18 protein-coding genes are annotated in these 19,765 nt (G+C 68.0%); 16 read left to right on the top strand and 2 right to left on the bottom strand.

Translation table 11 applies throughout. The features are described 5' to 3' along the window. The first annotated feature begins 65 nt into the window (after positions 1-65). From ACIBJB_RS03315 to cutA, 3 genes are all read left to right on the top strand, one after another. Entirely contained in the window at positions 66-392 is a 327-nt protein-coding gene (locus ACIBJB_RS03315) for a hypothetical protein (protein ID WP_398925977.1), read from the top strand. A 6-nt stretch (positions 393-398) separates the two neighbouring features. After that, the gene (locus ACIBJB_RS03310) at positions 399-1,217 is read left to right on the top strand and encodes a hypothetical protein (protein WP_398925975.1); all 819 of its coding nucleotides are present in this window, start codon (positions 399-401) and stop codon (positions 1,215-1,217) included. Positions 1,218-1,316: 99 nt separating this feature from the next. Then, complete coding sequence (gene cutA, locus ACIBJB_RS03305) at positions 1,317-1,643, top strand: divalent-cation tolerance protein CutA (protein WP_398925973.1); 327 nt, start codon at positions 1,317-1,319, stop codon at positions 1,641-1,643. A 65-nt stretch (positions 1,644-1,708) separates the two neighbouring features. Here the strand turns inward: cutA and ACIBJB_RS03300 are convergent, their stop codons facing one another. Continuing rightward, on the bottom strand, positions 1,709-2,953 hold the full coding sequence (locus tag ACIBJB_RS03300; RefSeq protein WP_398925971.1) for a helix-turn-helix domain-containing protein: 1,245 nt from the start codon (positions 2,951-2,953) through the stop codon (positions 1,709-1,711). 129 nt (positions 2,954-3,082) lie between these two features. On the opposite strand from ACIBJB_RS03300, the gene ACIBJB_RS03295 reads away from it, so the two are divergent. The 13 genes from ACIBJB_RS03295 to ACIBJB_RS03235 all read left to right on the top strand — a co-directional run bounded on the left by ACIBJB_RS03295 (position 3,083) and on the right by ACIBJB_RS03235 (position 18,795). Continuing rightward, positions 3,083-3,673 (top strand): ATP-binding protein, encoded by a 591-nt coding sequence (locus ACIBJB_RS03295; RefSeq protein WP_398925969.1) that lies wholly within the window; start codon positions 3,083-3,085, stop codon positions 3,671-3,673. A gap of 169 nt (positions 3,674-3,842) precedes the next feature. Further along, positions 3,843-4,814, top strand: coding sequence for a hypothetical protein (locus tag ACIBJB_RS03290; protein ID WP_398925967.1), 972 nt, complete (start codon positions 3,843-3,845; stop codon positions 4,812-4,814). A 66-nt stretch (positions 4,815-4,880) separates the two neighbouring features. Then, the gene (locus tag ACIBJB_RS03285) at positions 4,881-6,401 is read left to right on the top strand and encodes an amino acid permease (RefSeq protein WP_398926825.1); all 1,521 of its coding nucleotides are present in this window, start codon (positions 4,881-4,883) and stop codon (positions 6,399-6,401) included. Continuing rightward, positions 6,401-7,771: a glutamine synthetase family protein gene (locus ACIBJB_RS03280; protein ID WP_398925965.1), complete on the top strand. Its 1,371-nt coding sequence runs from the start codon at positions 6,401-6,403 to the stop codon at positions 7,769-7,771. Before ACIBJB_RS03285 ends, ACIBJB_RS03280 begins: the two co-directional genes overlap by 1 nt. A 113-nt stretch (positions 7,772-7,884) precedes the next feature. Further along, positions 7,885-9,090 (top strand): methyltransferase, FxLD system, encoded by a 1,206-nt coding sequence (gene fxlM, locus ACIBJB_RS03275; RefSeq protein ID WP_398925963.1) that lies wholly within the window; start codon positions 7,885-7,887, stop codon positions 9,088-9,090. Positions 9,091-9,156: 66 nt separating this feature from the next. Next, a complete protein-coding gene (locus tag ACIBJB_RS03270) occupies positions 9,157-9,342 on the top strand; it encodes an FxLD family lanthipeptide (protein WP_398925961.1) in 186 nt (61 codons plus the stop codon). 75 nt (positions 9,343-9,417) lie between these two features. Continuing rightward, positions 9,418-12,321 (top strand): lantibiotic dehydratase, encoded by a 2,904-nt coding sequence (locus tag ACIBJB_RS03265; protein WP_398925959.1) that lies wholly within the window; start codon positions 9,418-9,420, stop codon positions 12,319-12,321. Further along, entirely contained in the window at positions 12,318-13,562 is a 1,245-nt protein-coding gene (locus tag ACIBJB_RS03260) for a lanthionine synthetase C family protein (RefSeq protein WP_398925957.1), read from the top strand. The genes ACIBJB_RS03265 and ACIBJB_RS03260 overlap by 4 nt, the downstream gene beginning before the upstream one ends. Before the next feature lie 37 nt (positions 13,563-13,599). Continuing rightward, positions 13,600-14,502: an endonuclease/exonuclease/phosphatase family protein gene (locus ACIBJB_RS03255; protein WP_398925955.1), complete on the top strand. Its 903-nt coding sequence runs from the start codon at positions 13,600-13,602 to the stop codon at positions 14,500-14,502. After that, a complete protein-coding gene (locus tag ACIBJB_RS03250; protein ID WP_398925953.1) occupies positions 14,499-15,329 on the top strand; it encodes a thiopeptide-type bacteriocin biosynthesis protein in 831 nt (276 codons plus the stop codon). Before ACIBJB_RS03255 ends, ACIBJB_RS03250 begins: the two co-directional genes overlap by 4 nt. Then, positions 15,313-16,446: a hypothetical protein gene (locus ACIBJB_RS03245; protein ID WP_398925951.1), complete on the top strand. Its 1,134-nt coding sequence runs from the start codon at positions 15,313-15,315 to the stop codon at positions 16,444-16,446. Before ACIBJB_RS03250 ends, ACIBJB_RS03245 begins: the two co-directional genes overlap by 17 nt. Positions 16,447-16,717: 271 nt before the next feature. Then, positions 16,718-18,601 (top strand): ATP-binding cassette domain-containing protein, encoded by a 1,884-nt coding sequence (locus ACIBJB_RS03240; protein ID WP_398926823.1) that lies wholly within the window; start codon positions 16,718-16,720, stop codon positions 18,599-18,601. A 5-nt stretch (positions 18,602-18,606) separates the two neighbouring features. Then, complete coding sequence (locus ACIBJB_RS03235) at positions 18,607-18,795, top strand: hypothetical protein (protein WP_398925949.1); 189 nt, start codon at positions 18,607-18,609, stop codon at positions 18,793-18,795. Positions 18,796-19,369: 574 nt separating this feature from the next. Here ACIBJB_RS03235 and ACIBJB_RS03230 read toward each other — a convergent pair. Beyond that, the coding region (locus ACIBJB_RS03230; RefSeq protein WP_398925947.1) for a right-handed parallel beta-helix repeat-containing protein at positions 19,370-19,765 on the bottom strand (396 nt) is incomplete at its 5' end.

Genomic DNA, 19,765 nt, shown 5'->3' with positions numbered 1-19,765 from the left:
GACCACCCCGTGAGGCTCGGCACCGCCACGGTGTCGAGCCTCATCTCGTACGACAGGAGCACCCTGTGGACGACACTGTACGGGCCTGGCTGCTGGCCCAGCTCGGACCCACCACAGACACCACCGACCTCGACATCCGCTACGCCCGTCTGCAATCGGCCCGTGCCGTTGCCAACGAGATCCTGGCCGAGAGGCGCGCGAAACTGCTCGCCGAGCCCCTCCGCATGACTGTGGACGGCGTGGTCACCATCGACCAGAGCAACAACCTCTCTGGGATCGAACGGCAGATTGCTGACCTCGTCGACCTTGTCGCGCCTGACGAGCCGACGGAAGCCGAACTAGGCACCGACCTTCTGACTGCTCCGCTCTGGCACACCCACCGGGCACGGTAGAGCGACATGCCCTACGAGTGGCCACCGCTGGTACCAGGCGACCAGGGCGAGATTGCCCGCCGGGTCGCCGCGGTGCTCGAGGAAGCCTGGCAGCGCCTCGCCGACAAGCAGCGCGCCGTCATCGCCCAGTTCGCCGACAGCCCAAGAGCGCCGCGCACCGCAGCGACCCTGGAGGAGTTCAAGAAGGCGATTCGTGCCTTCCGACAGCGTGTCGACCAGGAGGCGCAACAGTTCGTCCAGCGGCAGCTGCCCAACCTCTACGCTGTTGGCGCCCGCTCGGCTGCCGAGGCCCTGGGCGAGACGTTCACCTGGACGGTGTTCCACCGAGATGCCCTCCAGTCCTTGGCGGCCGACTCGTACGCCGACTTCCTGCGCCGTTCCGAAGAGGCCCAGAGAGTGGCGAACCAGTTCTACCGAGCAGTGCGTGAGGCGGCACGCCGGGAAGTCCCCCTGCTTGCGGCGGGCAACATGACGGCCAAACAGGCTGCGAGGAATCTGGCGAGCAAGCTCGCGGCCAGTCACCAGCTGACCCACGTCATCTACCGCAACGGTGCCCGCGTTCCAGTCCGTGCCTGGGCGGAGGCCGCGACGCTCGCCAAGTCGGCCGTCGCCTACAACGCAGGCACTCTCAACCGGACACGCCAGGCCGGAGTCACCATGGTCGAGGTCTTCGACGGATCCGACTGCGGCTGGACTGCGCACCAGGACCCTGACAAGGCCAACCGCACCATCCGCACGGTCGAGGACGCTGCGGAGTGGCCAATCTCCCATCCACGCTGCCGGCGTGGGTTCGGGCCGCGGCCAGATGTGGTGGACGTTACCTGAGGAGATACGGACCCCGTCAACGGCGGACTTGGACTACCACGTGAGTTCGGTCAGTGGAGGCTAGGTAGGGTCGTTGCACATCGACCAGGAGTGGAGTTCATGGCGAGCGAGATCGTGGTGGCGCAGACCACCATCGATGACGAGGACAAGGCAACGGTGCTGGCACGAGGCGCGGTTGAGAACCGGCTGGCCGCTGGCGCCCACATCGACCCGCCGCTGACCGCGGTGTACTGGTGGAAGGAAAAGATCGAGACCGCCCGAGAATGGCGGATCTCGTACAAGACGACCACGGACCGTCTCCCGGAACTTGAGGCGTGGGTCGCCCAGGAACACAGCTACGAGGTTCCAGAGTGGGTCGTCCTGCCGATTACCGAAGGGTCTGCGGCCTACCTGGCCTGGGTAGCCGAACAGTCGACCGCGAGGTAGAGCGCGGACCATCACCGAGAAGCGGCTGCTGCGCGGACCGTTGCGTGCGGCAGCCGCATGTCAGTTCACGCTGCCAACTGTTGCAGGTGCCAGGCGAGTTCGTTCTCCCGGCTGGGAAGCAGCGTTGCGATGTCCCGCGCGCGTGCTCTGCCCATGGTGTTCGGCCGGGCCTCTGCTGCGGCTGCGAATTGATGCGACACGTAGACACCTTGTTCGATGTCTCCCCCACGCAGCAGTGCTGAGGCCAGGTCGCCCAATACCACGACCCCTGAGTCGGGTAGCTCATCACCGAGGCGGCTTACGGCGTTGTCGGCGGTCTCCGTCAACTCCTGCCGCCTGAGCTGCCCGTATACCGACAATGACAGAGAGTCGAGGCGGTACGGGGTCATGAAGCGCACCCATGCTTGCTCGGTGGTGTGGTCTGCGAAGTCGTACACGGCCTGGGCACGCTCCAAGGCCCGCAGCGCGCCGATGTCATCGCCGGCGGTAGCCGCTTCTTCCGCATAGCGGCCGTGGACCCAGGCAGCGGCGGCAGCGTTACCCGGGCCTCGTACATCTTGGGCAGCCTGGGCCAGGAGCTTCATAGCCTTTTCTGGCGTGGCAGCCCCGTAGCTGGCGTAGGCCAGAGCCAAGGCCCGCAACGGGGGGTGTCCGGCGGCCTCGGCACACTCGCTCGTGACCCCGTAGTAGGCCCGCGCCCTTTCGGAGTCGCCCAGATCCCAGGCCACCCAACCTGCCAGGGCGGCCGTCTCACCAGCAGCAATGGTCACAGCACGCTCGCTCTCGCCGACGCGGGGCAGAACGGCAGTGATGGCGTCAAGATGTGCCTCAACCCTGCTCTGAAGCTGGCGGGCTGTGAGGTGATGCTCGCTCACGTGGAGGTCGGCCGCGTGACCGGCGAGAGCCTCCACCCCCGCTGAATCGACCTTCGTTCCTCGTTTGAGGGCGTGCGCGAGGCGCCCCCACGGCTCGGCGGCAGCAGCTGCGCCGAGAACGGCGCCACCAATCAGTGTCCTGCGGTTCACGTCGTCCAGGTCCTCCCCTTCACGGCGGCGTCCCTTCCTCCGCCGGGCGCGGGCGGCTGCTGCCTCCCGCTGTAACTGTTCAGGGGGTAAGCCGCAGGCCGTCGCAATATGCGCGACCGTGTGGTTGGTCGGGATGTTCTGCCCGTGTTCGTACCGGTTGATCTCGCGGCGGGTCATGGTTTCCCGGCCGGAGGCAGCGTTGATGGCCTCTGCTTGTTCCTCCTGTGTGCGTCCTGCTTCCTTACGCAGTCGGAGAAGCAGCTCAGCGAACGGATCTGCTGGCATGAGTGTGACCTCTGTTGGTGGACTGGGCCAATCATGGCTCGAGATCCCCCCGCTGGTTTCCCCCTTGACGGGATTTTCCCCCTCTTGTTTCCCCTGGCAGGCTGTCCGGGCGCGCGGTGCGATAGGTCCATGACCACGTTCCGCAAGGCGCCCACCTACGAGGACCGCCGGGGGTGTTGCTCTCAACGCCTTCCGGCTGGATCGGCACAGGCAGTCATCCGTGACTTCGAGGTGACCTTCGCTCCGGCCGACGAACGCGTTTGGCATATGCGACGGATCACCGCAGCGCACCTGCGCCATTGGGACCTGACGGCACTCAGCGACACGGCAATTCTCGCCGTTTCGGAACTGGTCACCAATGCCGTGCGGCACTGCCGAGGCGACGCGATCGCGGTTCGGGTCATGATCTTGGTAGAGGAATTGCGTATCGAGGTTACTGACGGAAACCCCGCTCCGGCCCGACGACGCAAGGTAGGCCTTGACGCCGAGAGTGGCCGGGGGCTGCTGCTCGTTGCCACCCTGGCAAAGGAGTGGGGCGTTAGCTCCGACGGCACGATGACGTGGTGCTCCCTCGCCATCCCCTCCCCGGACGCACGCTGCGCTGAAACGCAGTTGGCCACCAGCGCCGATTCGGGAGGGCGTCGAGCAACTGACCTTGATGAGCTGCCGGTTTCTGCCCTGGCGGTTGACCAGACGTTCCTCCCCATCGGGACCCCCTGAGCAGCCGCCGGTCCGCAGTTGCCTACCCAAGGTCTGTGCCCGATTGCCGCCCCGCGGTCCTCCGACCCCCACACGAGGCCTCCATGCCCCTCTTACGTGTTCAAGGCCGGCCTACCCCTTGCCACCGTCCCCACAACGTCGGGCGGGTGCTCCAGTGACGGATACTGACATGCCCCTGACCCCGCATCCGGCGGGTTACGACGAAGACTTGCGCCTAGCCCTCGAAGACCTCCTGCTCGATCGGTGGCTGTCCACCAAGGCTCTGCTCGCCAACACCCTCAGCTGGGCGCTGCGCACGTCCCGCAGTCAAGTCTTGGCGGCCGGCGCGGCGAAAGGTGACGCCATCGCGGCCTGGTGCGCGGAGGAGCCCGGAGACGCGAACGCCATGATGATGCGGGCCCGCGTCATGACTCACCGGGTTCTCGCTGCTCGCCACAGCACAGCAGACCGTCACACGCTGCTCCTCAGGGTCAGCGCCGCACGAGTGGCATGTGAGGACGCTGCTCGCCGCTGGCCAGTGGACCCCGTGCCCTGGGTGTGCCTGCTGGCCCTCTCCCAGTTGGACATCGACCCGAGGAACTGGCATCAGGTCGATCACTGGGCGAATCCGCCAGAGGCCATGCTGCCGCGGGGGCCCTGGCCGCTGCTTTGGCAGGTAGACCGGCGGGACTGGCCCAACAGGGAGGCGTATCACCGGATGCTCCAGTGCTTGCAGGCCCGCGGCACTGGATCCGTGGACTTCACACGGTGGGTTTCATCCCAGGCGAGGCCGGGGTCCGTGCAGCTGACCTTGCCCCTGTACGCCTGGGTCGAGGAGTACCGGTCTCGGATGGCGAGCAGGCAGGTCGCCAGCACGCTCGGCTTCTGGGACAACGAGCAGGTCCGGCACTACGTCGAGCGGGCGAGAGATGGCTGGTTCGCTCACGTCACCGACATGAGCACCTGCTCCCTGCTGGACCTGAACTATCTGGCCTACACGCTGACTGCCTGTGGTCTGCCCGGCGCGGCAGAGGTGTTCACCGCGATCGGCCCCTTCGCCACGCCCGCGCCCTGGCAGCACGTCAGCGAAAGCCGGTGGTGGCAGGACGACTTCCTCCAAGCGCGCAACTACGCGATGAAGCGCGAGCGGAACCGCAGATGAGAAGCCGCGCACCCCCGCCCCGAGCCCTCAGCGCCATCCCCGTCCCTCACCCCTTCGATCCAGAGGATTCTTTCGGTGTCTCCGAGAAGTGCCGCCCACCGGCTGGTCGACGACGATGCTGTCCTGGCCGGGCTCGGCTACCAGACCGTACTGGCACGCCGCATGGGCCCGTTCGGCAACTTCGCGATCTCCTTCTCCGTCATCAGCATCCTGTCCGGCTGCATGACTCTCTACGGCTTCGGCCTGAGCACCGGCGGACCAGCCGTGATCATGTGGGGCTGGGTCGGCGTCGGCCTGATGGTCCTGCTGCTCGGCATGTCGCTGGCCGAGGTCACCTCCGCCTACCCCACCTCCGGCGGCCTTTACTACATGGCCCACCGCCTCGGCGGACCCCGCTGGGCTTGGGTGACCGGCTGGCTGAACCTGCTCGGGCTGCTCGGCGCCATCGCCGGGATCGACTACGGCGCCGCCACGTTCGTCGGTGCGTTCGCCAACCTCCAGTGGGGCTTCACGCCAACACCGGAGAAGAGCATGATGATCTTCGCTGGGATCCTGCTGCTGCACGCCCTGTTGAACGTGGCCGGCGTCCGCCTGGTCAGCCTCCTCAACTCCGTCTCGGTGTGGTGGCACCTCATCGGCGTCGCGGTCATCGTCGGCTGCCTGACCCTCGCCCCGGCCGATCACCAGAGCGCCGACTTCGTCTTCACCACGTTCAACAACGACACCGGTTTCAGCAACGGCCTGTACGTGACCGCACTCGGGCTGCTGCTGGCGCAGTACACCTTCTGTGGCTACGACGCCTCCTCCCACCTGTCCGAGGAGACCACGCACGCCCAGATATCCGCGCCCAGGGGCATCGTCCGCTCGATCTGGGTCTCGTGGATCGCCGGGTTCATCCTGCTGGCCGGCCTCACCTGGTCCATCCAGGACTACGCGGGCACGCAGAACAGCGCCACCGGAGTGCCGCCTGCGCAGATCTTCGAAGACGTCCTCGGGCTTTCCGGCGCAAAGGCCCTGCTGCTGATCGTGATCGTGGCCCAACTGTTCTGCGGCAACGCCGAGACCGCCGCTGCCTCCCGCATGGTGTTCGCGTTCTCCCGTGACGGGGCGGTCCCCTTCGCCGCCACCTGGCGTCGCGTCAGCACCCGCACTAAGACGCCAGTTGCAGCCGTGTGGCTGTCGGTGGGAGTCGCGCTCGTCCTGGCTGCACCATCGCTGTACTCGCCGACCGCGTACGCAGCGGTCACAGCCATCAACGTCATTGGCATCACCCCTGCCTACGCCATCCCCGTCTACCTGCGGCTGCGCGCGGGGGATCACTTCCGGCCCGGACCGTGGAACCTCGGCCGGTGGAGCAGGCCCATCGGCTGGACGGCCGTGACCTGGGTCGGCTTCGTCACCGTCCTGTTCTGCCTGCCGCAGGTGGCCCCGATCACCACCTCGTCGTTCAACTACGCCGGCGTCGCTCTCATCGCCGTGCTCACGCTGGCCTGGATCCTGTGGATCACTCAGGGACGCCGCAACTACCGAATCCCGACCCTGGGCAACACCGCCACGCACGCTTCCCTCGCGGAGGACATGGTCTGATGAACAGCCATCACACTGACCCGGAACACGAACTGTCCCGGCTCGCCGGTCTCATCTCCGCCGAGGACTTCCGGGCCGCAGTCGAGCGCGAAGACATCACCACCGTCATGGTCTGCCTCCCCGACATGATGGGGCGCCTCAAGGGCAAGCGGCTCAACGCCTTCACCTTCCTTGACCGGACCGCCAAAGAGACCACGGTGTCGGAGGCCTGCGCCTACATCCTGGCCACCAACGTCAGCATGGACCCCCTTGGCGGCTTCGACCTCACGGGTTGGGACAAAGGCTTCCAGGACCTCGGCATGGTCGCTGACCTGAGCACGCTGCGTGTCCTGTCCTACATGCCTGGCCTCGCGCTGGTGCACTGCGATGCCGTCCAGCCCGACGGGACGCCCGTTCAGATCGCTCCGCGCCGCATGCTCCGCACGCAGCTCAATCGGCTGGAAGATCTCGGCTTCGAGGCGCGTGTGGGGCTGGAGAGCGAGTTCGTTCTCTGCGACGGCTTTCAGCCCGTAGTGCCGCACAACCTCGACTATGCCCTCAACCTTCCGCCGACGCTCAGCGACTTCCTCCGATATCTGGAAGACGCTCTACCCGAGGCCGGTGTGCCGATCGAGGCGACCAAGACAGAGGGCGCTCCCGGCCAGGTGGAGATCACCTTCCCCTACGGCCCGGCGCTGGAAGCATGCGACGCCTACACCGTCTACAAGCAGACCGTGCAGCACCTGGCCAGACGCCAGGCCCTGACGGCGACGTTCATGAGCGCACCGTTCACCGGCGTGGGCAGCGGACTGCACCTGCACCTGTCCCTCTGGAAGGACGGCGCGCCAGCCTTCGCAACAGCCCCCGGCGAGGAACTGCCCGAGACGATGCGCCAAAGCATCGCCGGACTGCTCTCCGGAATGCCGCACCTCGCCCCGCTGTACGCGCCCAACCCCAACTCCTACAAGCGGTACGCGACGGCGCACTCCTTCGCACCCCAGTACATGAACTGGGGGCACGACAACCGCGGGTGCGCAGTCCGCGTCACCGGACACGGCGAGGGCACGCACCTGGAGATCCGCCTGCCCGGAGCCGACGCCAATCCCTACCTCGCGCTGACCGCCTCACTCGCCGGGATCGTGCACGGCCTGGCCGAGAAGCTGACGCCACCCGCTCCCTGCAGGGGCGACGCCTACGCAGACCGGCAGTCGCCCCGTGTCCGACGTGACCTCGCCGAGGCGGTGGCGTACTTCGACGGCAGCAACTTCGCGACGAGCGCGCTCGGAGCCGCGGTGGTGCATCACTACGCCGTCGCGGCCGAGGTCGAACTCGCCGAGCACCGCCGACAAGTCACCGACGTCGAGCGGGAACGGGGGTTCGACCGTGCCTGAGCGACCGGCGCGTAACGGCCCCCAGCGACGGCGTCCTGGTTAGCGTCCTCGCTGACCACCAAGCCCATCTGTGCCATCGCTAGCACCACCCCTCAACAGAAATAGGTAAACGGATGCCTGTTATCGACGACTCGACCGATCGCGATCCCGGCGCGTGGCGTGCGGACATGGTCCGCGCCCTTCGTGACCAGGACGCGATCACGTCCGACTCGGTTGCTGCGGCCTTCGCCGCCGTGCCCCGGCACCGGTTCGCGCCGGAGGCGTCCCTGGAGGTCGTTTACGATCTCCACCGGATTGTGCCGGTCAAGAAGGACGAGAGCGGCCTGAACGTCAGCGTCATGTCCGCTGCCCACCTTCAGGCTGTGATGCTGGAGCAGGCCGACATCGCGCCCGGGATGAAGGTCCTGGAGATCGGCTCGGGCGGCGTCAATGCCGCCTACCTCCAGGAACTCGTGGGCAGCGACGGTGAGGTCACCACGGTCGACATCGACCGCGACATCGTCGACCGTGCCCGCCTGTGTCTGGACGAGGCCGGATACCGGCAGGTAAAGACGGTCCTCGCCGATGGCGAGAGGGGTGTCCCCGACGGAGCGCCCTACGACCGGATCATCGTCACCGCGGCGGCGTGGGACATCCCCCCGTCGTGGATCGACGGGCTCACGGAGAAGGGCAGGCTCGTCGTTCCGCTCACGGTGTGCGGCACGACCCGCTCGATCGCCTTCGACCGTGACGGTGCGGGCCTGCTCAGCCGCTCCTACCGTCTGGCGCACTTCGTTCCGATGCAGGGCGAGGGTGCCGCCGAGGAACGCAAGGTGCTGCTGCGGGAGGGCGTCGTCGCGCAGACCGATGACGTGCGGGTGCCCCTCAACGCGCAGGCGCTGAACCATGCCCTGGACACCCCCCAACTGGTGCGCTGGTCGGGTGCGGCATGGGACCTGCCAGACGAGCTGGACCTGTACCTCACGCTGAACCTGCCGCGTGCGGTGCGGCTGCACGCGGCCAAGGACGTGGTCGAGCGAGGGCTGGTGACACCGGCGGTCCAGTTCGGGGTGCCCGCCCTGGTCAGCGAGGACAGCATCGCCTACCGCACCCGCCGCGACAACGAGGCCGCCGGCGGCTTCGAGAGCGGCGTCATTGCCCACGGTCCGCAGGCCGAAGCCCTCGCCGACCAGTACGTGGAGCTGCTGCGCCGCTGGGCCGAATACCACCGTCGGCGGGGAGCTGCGACGTTCCGGTACCTGCCGGGCCCCGCTCCGTCGCCTCTGCCGCAGGACGCCGTACTGCGGCGGCACGGGATCGTCACCGCGTCCTGGACCTGAGACTCCGGGGCCCAGCGAGGGCTCCGGGACCTTTGCACCATCCCCCATTACCTCAAGGAGGCACACATGACCGTTCAACTGGAGCGACCGGCCATATCCACGCAACCGGCCGCCGAAGCGAAGGAGTTCGCTGACTTCGTCCTGGACATCTCCATCGTCGAGGGCGGTCCCTCCGCGGACCAGCTCATCAGGATGACGGACGACGGCTGCAACTCCACGTGCGCGACCGCGTGCACGAGCTGCCCGGCGTAACACCGACCGCGTCCACCGCAGTGCCCGGCCGCACCATGAGCGCGGCCGGGCACCGCGCAGTCCCAGGAGGGGCGTATGTATCGCCACGTTGATGCGGCACTGGTCCGGGCATCTGCATGGCATCCCGACCGCCCGACGGTATGGCCGGACCTTACCGGCGCGTTCGCGGACCCGACGTCCTGGCAGGCATGGCTCCAACGGACCTGGAACGACATCGACTTCGCGGCCGCCGTCAGGGCAGCCAGCCCCGACCTTGCGACCCGGGTGGAGCAGATCTGCGCCGGCCAACCGGTCCCGGTCCCTGCCGTGAGGCGCACGGTTGTCGCCGTGCTGCGCTATCTGCTGCGTGCTCGCACTCGGGCAACTCCGTTCGGCCTGTTCGCCGGCATTGCGGCCGTACGAATAGGTACGGTGCCCGCGCTCCGCGTCGGCACCGATCACCGCGCCACCGCCAGGGCAGACGCGGCACAAAGTACGGCCCTCATCGACTACTTCGAGCAGCATCCGGCGCTGCGGCCCCGCCTGATGCTGCTCGCCTCCAGCCTCCTCGTCGAACGCGACGGGTACGTGGTGATCGAGCACCGCCCGAGCGGAACCCTCGATCGACGCCCAGACCACGTGCAGGTCCGCTTGACTGCACCGGTCCGCGAGGCCCTGGGCGGGGCACAGACTCCGGTCTTGTGGAGCGACCTCGCTGTGAAGCTGTCGACCAGCTTCCCGAGCGCGCCGCCCTCCGTGATCGACCGCCTTATCGCAGACCTGGTCAGGCAACGGGTCCTGCTCACGAGTCTCCGCCCGGCGATGACGGTCACCGACCCGCTCACCGCCCTCGTCGAACAGGCAGCCCACCTCCCGGCCACTGAGGCAGCAGAGATCTGGTCCACCCCCAGGTCCGCGCGAGACCTGCGGGTGGACTGGGACCTGACCGTACCTACGGCCGTCGTGCAGGAGGCGGCAGCGGCAGCGAAGGCGCTCATCCGCCTCGCACCACAAGCGTCCTTGACCGGCTGGACCGAGTGGCATCGCCGCTTCCTGGACCGGTACGGGCCGCGGGCGGCCGTCCCCGTCCTGGACGCGATCGACGTGCTCGGCTATCCGCCCGGTTACCTCGGTGCCACCACCGCGCCGACGGCTTCCCCCCTGCCCGACCGTGTCGGCCGCCTCATCAAACTCGCGCACACCGCCGGCATGCAGCGCCGCCTTGAAATCCAGCTCGACGATGCGGCGATCGAGGACCTGGCCACCGTCGATCCGGGCCGTCCCATCCAGCCGAGCACGGAGCTGACCGTCCGTATTGACGCCGAGAGCGTTGCCGCCCTCCAGCAGGGGGAGTTCACCCTGAACGTGGTCGGGGTGGCGCGCTCGGCCGGAGCAACCACCGGCCGCTTCCTGCATCTGCTCGACGACGAAGACCGCCGCCGCATGACCGAGACCTACGGCGCTTTACCCCCAGTGCATCAAGGCGCGCTCCGCGCGCAGATCAGCTCCACCCCCCTGTCGGCGCCAACAGAGAACGTCGCCCGCGCCCCGCAGGCGACCGAGTGGGTGATCTCGCTCGGCGACTACCACAGCCCGGACACCCGCCTCGTTCCCGTCACAGACCTCGCGGTCACCGCCGACGCCGAACAGCTGCACCTCGTCTCGCTGTCCCACCGCCGTCCCGTCCACACAGTGCTGCTCAACGCCGTGGACCTGGGCCACCACTCCCACCCGCTGTGCCGGTTTCTGACGGAGGCGCCCGCTGCGTTGACCGTCCCGTGCACCGGATTCAGGTGGGGGACGGCCGCGTCCAGCCTGCCGTTCCTGCCCGCGTTGCGCTACGGCCGGACGATCCTGTCCCCAGCCCGCTGGCTCCTGACGCGAGAGGACCTGCCTTCCGCATCCGCACCATGGCCGCAGTGGGACGAGGCCCTGACCCGATGGCGCCGCGAGGTCCACCTGCCTGAGCGGGTGTACCTGAGCGAGGACGACCAGCGCATGGCCCTGGACCTGGCGGAGCCGTCCCACCGGGCCCTGCTGCGCGTCCACCTGGACCGCGACGGCACCGTGACGCTGTGCCCGGCACCACGTGTGAAGGACCTGGGCTGGACCGGAGGCCGTGCCCACGAAGTCGTCATCCCCCTGAGCACCGAGCAGAACATCATCCCCGTCCGCGTGGCGGGCCGCGCGGTCAATCGGGAGCACGGTCACCTGCCTGGATGCGAGAACCGCATCTCCCTTCACCTCCACGGCCATCGCGACCGGCAGAACCCCATCCTGACCCGGCACCTGGCGGCCCTGCTGGACGAACTGGGCGATCCTCCATGGTGGTTCATCCGCTATCGCGACCCTGACGACCACCTTCGCCTCCGCCTGACCTACCAGCCCGGGACCCTCGGCGCCGTCTGCGAGTCGATCGGCGAGTGGACGCGCCGCCTGCGGCAAGGCGGTCTGATCACGCACGCCGGTGTGGAGACCTACCACCCGGAGACCGCCCGATTCGGCGGCCCCACCGCCCTCGACGCGGCCGAACGGTACTTCGCCGCCGACTCCGCCGCCGCCGCAGCCCAGCTCGCTGCCCAGACCGGAACGGAGGTCCCCGACCTTCGCGCGGTGACCGCCGCGAGCATGGTGGACATCGCCGTGGGCGTGCTCGGCGACAGCACCGCGGCGATGCATTGGCTGATCGAGCACACGCGCACCGAGCCGGACGCCCCGCCCCGCACCGTCTACCGCCAAGCCGTCGACTTGGTGAACACGCCCCCAGCCGGCCTGAGCGAGCACGTCACCGCTGCCTGGTCCGCGCGGCGTGGGGCACTTGCCGACTACCGCCGCGCGCTCACGGACACGGCCGTCCAGCCGGACGAACTGCTGCCGGACCTGCTGCACCTCCACCACGTCCGGATGCGCGGGCCGGGACTGTCCGAGGAACGCACCCACCTTCACCTGGCCAGAGCCGCTGCCCTCAGTTGGACGGCCCGCGCAAGGAGTACACCGTGATCACCACCGCTCCCGCCCTCACCGCACTGGAAACCGTCGACCGTCTGGCCGCCGCGCTGGCCGACCCGAGCACCGCGTGGCCCGGCGGACGTCCCGACGGCGGCCGGTCCTGGCCCCAGTCGCTGGCCGGAGGAGCCTCGGGCATCGCCCTGCTGCACATCGAGCGCGCCCGGACCGGGCACGGAGACTGGTCCACCGCACACGCCTGGTTGAAGGCGGCCGTGCACGGTGAAGTCAGCGCCGCAGCCAACGCGAACCTGTACTTCGGCGCTCCCGCCCTCGCGTACGTGATGCATCGGGCGACCAGCGCATCGAGCCGCTACCTGCCAGTCCTTGCCCGTCTGGACACCGCCACTCTCACCCTCACCCGCAACCGGCTGGCCGCCGCCCACCAGCGCATCACCCGTGCCGAGCGCCCCCTCATGGAAGAGTTCGACCTGATCCGCGGCCTGTCCGGCCTGGGCGCCTATCACCTCAGCCGCCACCCGCACCACGAAATCACCTCGGACGTCATCGCCTACCTGGTACGCCTGACCGAGCCCATCCCCGACCCCGCCGGGCTGCCGCCGTGGTGGACAGACGTCGCCCCCAGCGGGGTCCTTCACCCCGACTACCCCGGCGGGCACGGCAACATCGGGCTCGCCCACGGCATCGGCTCCACCATCGCCGTCCTCTCGCAGGCCCTGCTCGGCGGACTGACCGTGCCGGGCACGGCCGACGCGATCGCGAGGATCTGCTCCTGGACGGACCAGTGGCGGCAAGGCGACGAAACCGCGCCTTGGTGGCCGGGACACCTCTCGATCCAGCAGGTGACCGACGACCAGGTCCATTCCTCGCTTCGGCCCCGGCCGTCCTGGTGCTACGGCGTCAGCGGCACCGCCCGTGCCCAGCAGCTGGCCGGACTCGCCCTCGGAGACCCGGCACGCGTAGCGATGGCCGAGAACGCCATTCTTGCCGCCCTGCAAGACCCCCTCCAACTGGACACGCTCCCCGAGACCGGGCTGTGCCACGGCATGGCGGGACTCCTGCACGCGGCATGGCGGATGGCCACCGAGACGGACAACCCCGAGATCAGCGCCGAGCTGCCGCGGCTGACCGACCGCCTGATTACCGCGCTCAGCCAGAGCGACCCCAACCCGGAACTCCTCGATGGCCAAGCCGGAGCAGCACTCGCTCTGCACACCGTGGGCACTGGCTGTGCGCCTGCCCCGCACTGGGACACCTTCCTCGCTCTGGCGTGACACCGCGCCGATCCATACCGACACCGAAAGGTCTGAAGTGACCGACCTCGTGACCGCCGCCGTGTGGAACATCAAGGCGGACGGCGGCCGCAACGGCGAACACCGGCATCTCGCACTCGACGTCCTCACCGAGTACGAGCCGGACATCTTCCTCCAGCAGGAGGCCAAGTTCAGCCGCGAGCGGGGCAGTGAACTCGTGCACGCCACGGAAAAGCGGCTGAGCCTGCGAGGCTTCCTCTCCGCGCCCAACCCGTACGCGGACGCCGACATCGCGACCGCCGTCTACCTCCGCCCCACGATGTTCGACGTTGTCGAAGCCCGCCCCCGCGCCAAGCCGTGGTGGCTGCACCCCTGCCACGTCGTCGCGCGGCTCGGCACCTGTCCGGTACCACTCAACCTCATCTCCCTCCACATGTGCTGCTTCGACGCCAACCAGCGGTTAACGGAGGCGTGTTGGACGGCTATGCACGCGGGAGCAGTCACTCTCGCCGCCGGGGACACCAACAGCTACCCGCGCAATCCCGAACGCCTCGCCCTGCCCGACTGGGCCGCGGTGACCGATCGAGCACACATGGTCCACCGGACCTACCTCGATGCCGACGGACACCGCCGCAGCGACACCCGCCCCGACGCCGCCCTGACCGACGCCGGCTACCTCGACCTCGCCCGCTATGCCGCCGACCATCTCGGCCAGCCCGAGGCACTCAACGCCACCGCTGGACAGTGCAAGCCCGACCAAGGCGGTCCCCAGCGCATCGACCGCGCCTACGGGACAGGCGGCCTCGCCTCCGCTCTGCACAGCGTCGAAGTCGTCGACAACGACGACACCCGAGAAGCCTCCGACCACTCCCTGCTGATCCTGCGTTTCTACCGGGTGCGCCTCGAACGCGTGCTGACACTGCCTCTGGCCGCTGCACACACCGCGGAGGCCCTCCGATGACCCCGCCTGCCTGGCGCCAGGCCAATCTCGTGTTCCCAGAATGGGAGAACGCCGAGACCATCGCTGTGTCCCGACTCGCCCCCATACTGCGCGTGGGCGAGGACGAAGGCGCCCTGGCCCGGTGGTTCATCATCCGCAAGCACCCGTGCTGGCGGGTGCGCTACCTGCCCGCCGCCGGAGGCGCAGAGCACACAGCCCAGGGCCTCGACACGCTCGTTGCTGAGGGGGCCATCACTGCGTGGACAGAGATCGTCTACGAACCCGAAGAGCATGCCTTCGGTGGCACCGAAGCCATGGCCAGCGCGCACCGCCTTTTCCACCACGACAGCCGTAGTCTGCTCGAACACCTTCAGCGCAAGGGCGGCCCGCACCGGCGCGAGACGTCCCTGATGCTATGCAGCATCCTGATGCGCTCCGCCGGGCTGGACTGGTACGAACAAGGCGACGTCTGGGCCCGCGTCGGCGCCCACCGCGAGACGCCCACAGGTGCCACACCGGAGAGCCGCGAGCAACTCCAAGCTGCCGTACACCGGTTGATCTCCGTGAATGGGGACGAGTTGATGCATACAGGCGGGCCGCTGGCCCACCTTGCGGACTGGGCCCGCGCCTATCGCGACGCCGGGCGGGATCTGGCCCACCTCATGGAGCTGGGGTTGCTTCACCGCGGGCTGCGCGACGTGCTCGCCCATCACGCGCTGTTTGCCTGGAACCGCATCGGCCTGCCCTACGCCACCCAGGCCGCCCTCGCCGCCGCCGCGAAAACCGTTGTCTTCGGCCCGGACCCCACCACGGAAAGGAGCGTCGCGGACCGTGTGGATAATCCCTGACGCCCTGGCTCGGCGCTTCCCCCTCATCGCTCGCCCCCGCCCGGCCTGCCTCCCCCTGCCCCAGCGTGTTCGTGCGCTCGCCGAACTCGCCGACAGCGCGGCAAAGACGGGCGACCCGAGCATGGCCTCCACGGTCTACAACCAGGCCGCGCTGATCGCCTCCGATACCGGTGTCCGGGACATGGCCCACACGCTGTGCCACCAGCACGCAGCCGCCTACCTAGACGCCGCTCCCTTGCCCGGCAAGGCCGCGATCCGAGCCCTGGAACCCATCATCAACCTCGCCCGCCTCGCCATCCGCGCCGGGCAATACGACGACGGCCGCCGTACGCTCCTCCAGTTGTTCGATGCGATCAGCACCAACGCCCCTACCACCTTGTTCGAGGACGTGGCCGTGCCATCCGGCCTCACCTCAACAGCCAGAGACCGCCAAGAGGTCCGCGCCTGGCTATGGCGAGTTCTACTCGCTGACGGAACGCGCGCCCTGACCACTGCCGGCCGCTGGACTGAAGCACTCGCCCACGTCGAAGCACACCACGGAGTCGGACAGCGCATGCTCGACGGCCGCCAGGTCGCCGTCCTCGCCGCTCTCACCGTCGGAGACACCGTCCGCGCCAACAGCCTCCTGGCCGATACGAAGCCTGGTGAACCTTGGGAAGTCGCCGTGACCGACTGCCTGAGCATCGTGTGCCACCGAACCGCAGGACTGCCTTGGCAACACACCCTGCAGAACCTGGTGACCAAGCACCTCGGGGCTCTAGACGGGGACGACATGACCGTGTTCAACACGCGGCTCGGGCTCGCCACGCTGGACCTGTTCACCTTGCCCGAAGGGCCTGAAGCACGCCTCGCGGTCGAGGAGTTGCACCGAAGGGCGATCAAGACCTCCGACGGCTATGCCGCCCGAGAGATCCTGGCACACCCCCTGTGTGCCGCCCTCGCTACCGATCGAGAGGCACAGGAATGCCGAACTCTCCTCACCTCCTGCGCACTCGGAGCAGGAACCATCCCCGAGGAGTTGCGTGACCAACTGGACCAAGCGGTGCGTACCAGCGATCACACAATCCGGGAAAGCGTTGCCCTCCAAGATCATTGTTGCCCAATTGGGCAACAATGATCTTGGTTTGGCCGAGTCCCTTGGTGCCATCGCGAGCCGATCACCGCCCGAAACCTCATGGGGCACAGGCGCCACAGGCATCGGCGATTCGGTCATACCTGCACCGTCCCTGGGCCGCCCCGGCATGGCGGTCACAGGTTCACCCCTTGCGGTTCAAGGGCCCCTGCACGTCCGAAAGCGAGCGCGTTCGATTCTGGCGCCGCGTCGTTATGCCGTGCACCGCCGAGCCATCCAGGTGCGGCACCACCCCCAAGGAGGGATGCAGGTGACTGTGACTGACGCCTCGACTGCAAACGCGGAGACGCCGCCCCCTCCACCGCCGGCCACCATCACCTTCGAGGGCAAGTTCGGGAAGAACCCGCTGGCAGATGCCAGTTTCGGAGCAATGTGCCGGCGCCTTCCCTCCGTGCTTGCGCACACCGCGCGGATGGCCTGGGCTGTCGACAGGACCGGCGTCGTGCTGCTCCTCGTCTGCCAGTTGCTCGCCGGCATCGCGGCCGCCGTCGTCCTCACCTTCACCGCTCAGGCGATGACACACATCCTCGCCACCGGCACCGTGTCCGAACGTCTGCACGCCGCACTGCCCGCCCTGGTCGTGGTGACCACGGCTGCGGGCATCGGCCGAGTCAGCAGCGCCCTGTCCTCATACGCAGACGGTCGGATCACACCTCTGCTGATGACTGAAGCGGACATCACCCTCGTCACGGCCGTGTGCCGCGTGGAGTCATCCGCGTACGGTGAGGATGGATTCGCCGATCGGCAGGAGGCCGCCGAAGTCGGAGTCACACGGACCCGGCTGATGGTGCAGGACGCCCAGCGGTTCATGTCCGCCCTCATCCGCATGATCGCAGCGAGTGGGGTCATTACCGCGCTGCACCCGCTGATGCTGCCTCTGCTCCTGCTGGCCGTGCTCCCTGCCGGCGCTGGGGCCGTTCTGTCGGCGCGCGTCGACTACGAGACCCACTACCTCAACGTCGGCGACCGCAACGTGCGCTCCATGATGCGCTGGTGGGCCACCTACTCCCGCTATGGCGACGAGGTCCGCGCCAACGGCATGACCGGCTACCTCATCTACTGGTACCGCGCCCTGTCGGACCGGATCGATCAGCGCACCTTGACCGCCGCGCCGCGGATGCTGCGCATCGTCCTGTCGACCAGCGCCCTGAGCGGAGTCTTCCTGCTGTTCACCTGGGCCACCCTCGCCTGGCTGGCCACCACGGCTCGTGTCGCCTTGCCCGTCGCGGCCACCGCCGTGGTAGCTGTCCAAACCACACTGGCCGCCCTCTCCCAGTTTGTGATCCATGGCGCCGCGATGTTCCACACCTCCCTCTACCTGGCCGACATGCGGTCCTTCCTCGACATGGCCAGTGAACGCACACCCAAGCGCGGGGAGTTGACGATCCCGGAACGCGTGGATGAGATCCGACTCGACGAAGTCGTGTACCGGTACCCCGGCAAGGAGGAACCGGCCGTCGCAGGTGTATCGCTCACGCTGCGCCGCGGCGAGATCCTGGCCATCGTCGGCGAAAACGGCTCGGGAAAGTCGACACTGGCCAAGCTCATCACCGGCATCCTTCTCGCCGACAAGGGCCGCGTCGTGTGGGACGGCATCGATCTCGCCCAGGCCGATCCCGACGCCGTATGGAAACGCACCGCGCTGGTCCCGCAAGGCTTCGCGTGCTGGCCCCTGCGCGCCCGCGAGAACATCACGCTGGGCCAGCCGAAGACATACGACGACGGGCCAGTGTGGGACGTCGTCGACGCCGTCGGCATGCGCGAAGCGATCGAGAAGCTGCCCCAGCAGCTCGACACCCTCCTCGCCAAGGAGCTGTGGGGCGGCGCCGAATTGTCCGGAGGGCAGTGGCAGCGACTCGTGTGCGGCCGTGCGCTCTACCGGCAGACCCCCCTCTTGATCTTGGATGAGCCGACCTCACAGATGGACGCCCGCGGTGAGCACGCAATCTTCCTGGAGATCAAGCGAATCGCCGCCGAGCGCATGACGATCGTCGTCACCCACCAACTCGAGAACACACGGCTCGCCGACCGCATCCTCGTCATGGACAAAGGCCAAGTCGTCGAACAGGGGACGTACGAGGACCTTGTAAACGCCGCGGGACTGTTCGCAGAACTCGTCGCCCTGGCCAAGGACCGGTGAGGTCCATGGACTTCGCCAGCTGGCCCGCGCTGCTTGTTGTCGACGTCGAGGGCAACGGCGCCGACCCTCCGGACTTGGTCGAGGTCACCCTGGTGCCCGTGCGCGAGGGGCGCCCTGACGAGGGCACTGGAGGCGCGTGGCTGACCCAACCGCGTCGCCCCTTCACACCGTTCGCGGCCGAGTGCACGGGTTGACCAACGAGGTCCTCGCCGAGGCACCAGCCTGGGAGAAGATCGCAGACGAGCTTGGTGCACTGTTGGGCACTGCGTGGATCGCCCCGCATCACACGCACGTCGACGACAGGGTGCTGGCGGCGCACCTGCTGTAGTAGCGGCCAGCCGGAGTCATCGACACGCTCCGGCTGGCCAAGGCAATTTGCCCCGGACTGCCCAAGTGCACCCTCGAGCCCTCATCGAACACCTGGCGCCGAACCTGCGCCAGGTCCCCGCGCAGCGTCATCGCGCGACCTTCGACGCCTATGCGACCGCTCAACTCCCGTCGCCGTGGCCAGCCGCTACGAGACCTGGAACCAGCTTGTCGCCTCTGCCGTGCCGCCCGGACTACATGCTGCCGCAAACCAGAACAAGAGCCCCTTCTGTGGTGACCCCCTCCGCGCCACACGAAACAGAGGTTCTGACCTGAGTGGGAACTGACCTGGGTGCGACAAGGCGGCACCACCCAGCGTGACGGAGCCGCGCCATGCGATCGCGGCCAGACTTTCTGCAGAGGGAAAAGATTCTTGGATGGAGAGGCCATCGCGACCAAGAACTACTTCCCATCGAGGATGCGGCAGTCCTGAACGGTCGGACTGCCCCCCGCCTCGATGGTGATGCTGTCGCCTGCGTTGTGGTAGATATCGCATCGGGTGATAGTTCCCCGGCCCTGATTCATGCGCACGCCCTCCTGCTTTCCGTCGTGGATGCGGCAGTTCCGGACGGTCGGGTCGCCGCCGGACAGGATGGCGATGCCGCTGTGGGCGTTGTTGTGGATGTCGGATCCGGTGATTGTGCCCCATCCCTCTTCGACGTACACGCCGCTTCCTTTACCGTCGTGGATGTGGCAGTTTCGGACGGTCGGGTCGCCGCCGGACAGGATGGCGATGCCGCTGTGGGCGTTGTTGTGGATGTCGGATCCGGTGATTGTGCCCCATCCCTCTTCGACGAC

The sequence above is a fragment of the Streptomyces sp. NPDC050759 genome (genome assembly GCF_044456945.1).
GTDB lineage: Bacteria > Actinomycetota > Actinomycetes > Streptomycetales > Streptomycetaceae > Streptomyces.
This window is presented reverse-complemented; position numbering and strand designations above follow the sequence as displayed.